Annotated in this window: 5 protein-coding genes; 4 read left to right on the top strand and 1 reads right to left on the bottom strand. The window is 72.1% G+C overall.

Annotated elements, in window-relative coordinates:
• The 3 genes from GVN67_RS28405 to GVN67_RS28395 all read left to right on the top strand — a co-directional run.
• Window positions 1–965, top strand: a 965-nt coding sequence (locus GVN67_RS28405) for an L-lactate permease (protein ID WP_160000664.1), incomplete at its 5' end; no start/stop codon positions are given.
• Between the two features lie 120 nt (window positions 966–1,085).
• Window positions 1,086–2,519 (top strand): aldehyde dehydrogenase family protein, encoded by a 1,434-nt coding sequence (locus GVN67_RS28400; RefSeq protein ID WP_160000663.1) that lies wholly within the window; start codon window positions 1,086–1,088, stop codon window positions 2,517–2,519.
• Window positions 2,520–2,529: 10 nt separating this feature from the next.
• Window positions 2,530–2,856: a YnfA family protein gene (locus tag GVN67_RS28395; RefSeq protein WP_160000662.1), complete on the top strand. Its 327-nt coding sequence runs from the start codon at window positions 2,530–2,532 to the stop codon at window positions 2,854–2,856.
• On the opposite strand, the gene GVN67_RS28390 is transcribed toward GVN67_RS28395, so the two are convergent.
• The gene (locus tag GVN67_RS28390; RefSeq protein WP_160000661.1) at window positions 2,853–3,254 is read right to left on the bottom strand and encodes a GFA family protein; all 402 of its coding nucleotides are present in this window, start codon (window positions 3,252–3,254) and stop codon (window positions 2,853–2,855) included. The genes GVN67_RS28395 and GVN67_RS28390 overlap by 4 nt on opposite strands.
• Window positions 3,255–3,336: 82 nt before the next feature.
• Here GVN67_RS28390 and GVN67_RS28385 point away from each other — a divergent pair, with 82 nt between their 5' ends.
• Complete coding sequence (locus GVN67_RS28385; RefSeq protein ID WP_160000660.1) at window positions 3,337–3,495, top strand: hypothetical protein; 159 nt, start codon at window positions 3,337–3,339, stop codon at window positions 3,493–3,495.
• Window positions 3,496–3,628 lie beyond the last annotated feature (133 nt).

Raw genomic sequence — 3,628 nt, 5'->3', positions numbered from 1 at the left:
GGCTGGGGCCGGGGACGGCGCTGGGGGCTGCGCTGATCGGGCTGCCGGCGCAGCAGGTGGCGCTGGCCACGGCCTGGCCGCATGCGGTGTGGCTGCTGTGCCTGGCCCCGGTCCTGTGGCGGCTGTGCCGGGCGGCGGGAATCGTGGTGCCACCAGGGGAGAAGCTCGCGCAGTACGGCATGATGGTGCTGATGGCGGCGCTGCTGCTCGCCGTTAATCTGTTCCTGCCCTTCGAGGTGGCCGGCATCATCGGCACCGGGGTTCCGCTTCTGTATGTGCTGTGGCGGCTGGATCCGCCGCGGGGGGCGATGGCCTGGCGGCGGGCCTTGCTGGCGTTGGCCCCCTGGGCCGGGCTGACCGCGGCGCTGCTGCTGGCGCGCTCCTGGCAGGGCGCGCCGGCGCTGCGGCCCTTCGCCGAGCTGCCGGCCCTGCCGATCACCCATGTCGCCGTGGTGCTCTGGGTTTTTTCCCTCTGCCTGCTGCTCGTCAGGCCCGGCGGCGGCATCGCATTCATTGCCGCCATGGGACGCGCGCGGCGGCCGGCGCTGGCGATGCTGCTCTACGTCCTGCTCGGGCGCTGGCTGGCGGGGGCCGGCATCGCGGCCAGCCTGGCGGAGGCCGCGGCGGCCGCCATGGGCCCGGCGGCGGCCTATGCCATGCCGGTGCTGGGACTGGTCTCCGGCGCCGTGACCGGCAGCAATGTGGGCTCGAACGCGGCGCTGATGCCGGTGCAGGCGGCGCTGGGCCGCGCGGCGGGGCTGCCGCTGGCGCTGGCCGCCGGGCTGCACAATTTCACCGGCGCGGCGGCGGCGGGGATGAGCTTCGCGGTGACCGCCATGGTCTCGAGCCTCGCCGGCGGCAATGCCCGGCCCGGGGCGATCTGGCGGCTGCTGCTGCCCTCGATCCTGGCGGTGCTGCTGATCGGCTGGGCGACGCTGGCGGTGGAGCTTTCCATCCTGCGGTAGGCGGCCCCGAAGATGGCGTCATTCTTGACAGGTTATAACGCCTATCGCCGGGGCGGACGGATTTCCCCTCTGCACGATCTGGCCTAGACCCTCGGCCAGACGAGCGAGGAGACTTTCCCCATGCAGACCTACGGGCATTGGATCAACGGCCGCAGCCTGGCCGCCGAGCAGCACCTGCCGGTGATCAACCCCTCCGATGGCGGCGTCTTCGCCCGCATCGCCCGCGGCACCAAGACCGAGATCGACGCGGCCGTGGCCGCGGCGCAGGGCGCGCTCGACGGCGCCTGGGGCCGGATGTCGGCCACCGATCGCGGCCGCCTGCTGAACAAGCTGGCCGTGCTGATCCTGCGCGACGCCGAGGCCCTGGCCCAGGCCGAGAGCCGCGACGTCGGCAAGCCGATCCGCCAGGCCCGCCAGGACGCCGTCGCCTGCGCCCGCTATTTCGAGTTCTACGGCGGCAGCGCCGACAAGATGCATGGCGACACCATCCCCTATGCCGAGGGGATGACGGTGCTGACGGTCTGGGAGCCGCATGGCATCACCGGCCATATCGTGCCCTGGAACTACCCGATGCAGATCGTCGGCCGCTCGGTCGGCGCGGCGCTGGCCATGGGCAATGCCTGCATCCTGAAGCCGGCCGAGGACGCCTCGCTGTCCTCGCTGATGCTGGCGGAGCTGGCCGCCGAGGCGGGCTTCCCGGACGGCGCGCTGAACGTGGTGACCGGCCTCGGCGAGGAAGCCGGCGCGGCGCTGACCTCGCACAAGGCGATCAGCCACCTGTCCTTCACCGGCAGCCCGGAAGTCGGCACGCTGGTGCAGATGGCGGCGGCCAAGAACACCATCCCGGTCACCCTGGAGCTCGGCGGCAAGAGCCCGCAGCTGGTCTTCCAGGATGCCGACCTGGACACGGCGGCCACCACCGTCATGGCCGGCATCATCCAGAATGCCGGGCAGACCTGCTCGGCCGGCAGCCGGGTGCTGGTGCAGGCCTCGGTCTTCGACCGCTTCGTGGGCGACCTGGCCGGCCGCTTCAGCAAGCTGGAAGCCGGCCCCGCCGAGCGCGACATGGACCTGGGCCCGGTGGTCAATGCCGACCAGCAGAAGCGGGTCAACGCCTTCCTCGACTTCGCCAAGGCTGACGGCCTGAACTTCGCCGGCCAGGGCCGCATTGCCTCCAACGCGCCGGAGGGTGGCTTCTACGTCAAGCCGACGCTGCTGGCCGATGTGGCGCCGACCCACCGACTGGCCCAGGAAGAGGTCTTTGGCCCTGTCCTGACGGCGATCCGCTTCACCGACGAGGCCGAGGCCCTGGCGATTGCCAACGGCACCCAGTTCGGCCTGGTGGCCGGCGTCTGGACCGCCGATATCGGCCGGGCGATGCGGCTGTCCAAGGCGATCAAGGTCGGCCAGGTCTTCGTCAACAACTACGGCGCCGGCGGCGGCGTGGAGCTGCCCTTCGGCGGCGTGAAGCGCTCCGGCCATGGCCGCGAGAAGGGTTTTGCGGCGCTGGCCGGCTTCGCCTCGCTGAAGACCATCGCCATCAAGCACGGCTGAGGACCCCCGCATGGGGCGGCTCGCGATCATCTATGGCGCGGCCGCCCTGGCGGAAATCGGCGGCTGCTTCGCCTTCTGGGCGGTGCTGAAGCTGGGGCGCAGCCCCTGGTGGATCGCCCCCGGGGTGCTGTCCCTGCTCGCCTTCGCCTGGCTGCTGACCCTGGTCGACAGCGAGGCCGCCGGGCGCGCCTATGCCGCCTATGGCGGGATCTATATCGCGGCGTCGCTGGCCTGGCTCTGGCTGGTCGAGGGCCTGCGCCCCGACCGCTTCGACCTGGCCGGCGCCGCGCTCTGCCTGGTCGGCGCCGGGGTTATTCTTCTCGCGCCGCGGGGCTAGCTGGAGCCGTCGCGGTTGCGCGCATGCGCCGGCAGGAAGGTGCCGAGCTCGACCCAGGGGATGCGGCTCTGCACCCAGATATGGTCGCGCGGCGCCGGCTCGGCGGGGTCGTCGAGCGTCGCGGTGCTGACATCGATCTCGCCCAACGCCGCGTTCAGATAGGTCAGGCTGGTGCCGCAGGCCCCGCAGAAGCCGCGCTGCACCCCGGGGCTGGAGGCGTAGAGCGCCATCTTCCCCTGCGTCACCCTGAATTCCGGCGTGGCGACGCTGAACCAGGCCATGAAGGGCGCGCCGCTCGACCGCCGGCAATCCAGGCAATGGCAGGCGGTGGCGTTGTAAGGCTGGCCGGTCGCGACATAGCGGATGGCGCCGCAATGGCAGCCGCCTTCGTTCTGCATGGTCTTGCCCTCCCTGGCCGGCGCGCGGAACTCGAGGCGGCGCGGGCCGTTTCCCAGGCGGACAGCTTGGAGCATCGCCGCCATGGCCGAAGACAAAAATCCGAAATCTGACAGCACCGGCACCGAGGCGCCCTTCCGCGAGATGGGCACGCCGCCGGCCGATCCGCCGGTCGACCCGAAGCAGCAGCCGCCGGCCAAGGGCGGCGCCGGGGTGCAGCCGGAGAAGAAGGGCGGGATCTAGGTTCAGCCCGCCCCGGGCAGCCGGGCCAGCCGCAAGGCCACCAGCAGCGCCACGACCAGCCCGCCGCCGACCACCGCCAGGATCCCGGGCCAGGCGGCGGCGGACCAGGCCAACCCGCCCAGCGCCCCCATCA

Source organism: Roseomonas sp. 18066, assembly GCF_902706185.1.
Taxonomy (GTDB): Bacteria; Pseudomonadota; Alphaproteobacteria; order Acetobacterales; family Acetobacteraceae; genus Pseudoroseomonas.
This window is presented reverse-complemented; position numbering and strand designations above follow the sequence as displayed.

Coding starts and splice junctions, on each gene's coding strand:
- GVN67_RS28385 (WP_160000660.1), top strand. CDS start 3,337: ATGGCCGAAGACAAAAATCCGAAATCTGACAGCACCGGCACCGAGGCG.
- GVN67_RS28400 (WP_160000663.1), top strand. CDS start 1,086: ATGCAGACCTACGGGCATTGGATCAACGGCCGCAGCCTGGCCGCCGAG.
- GVN67_RS28390 (WP_160000661.1), bottom strand. CDS start 3,254: ATGCAGAACGAAGGCGGCTGCCATTGCGGCGCCATCCGCTATGTCGCG.
- GVN67_RS28395 (WP_160000662.1), top strand. CDS start 2,530: ATGGGGCGGCTCGCGATCATCTATGGCGCGGCCGCCCTGGCGGAAATC.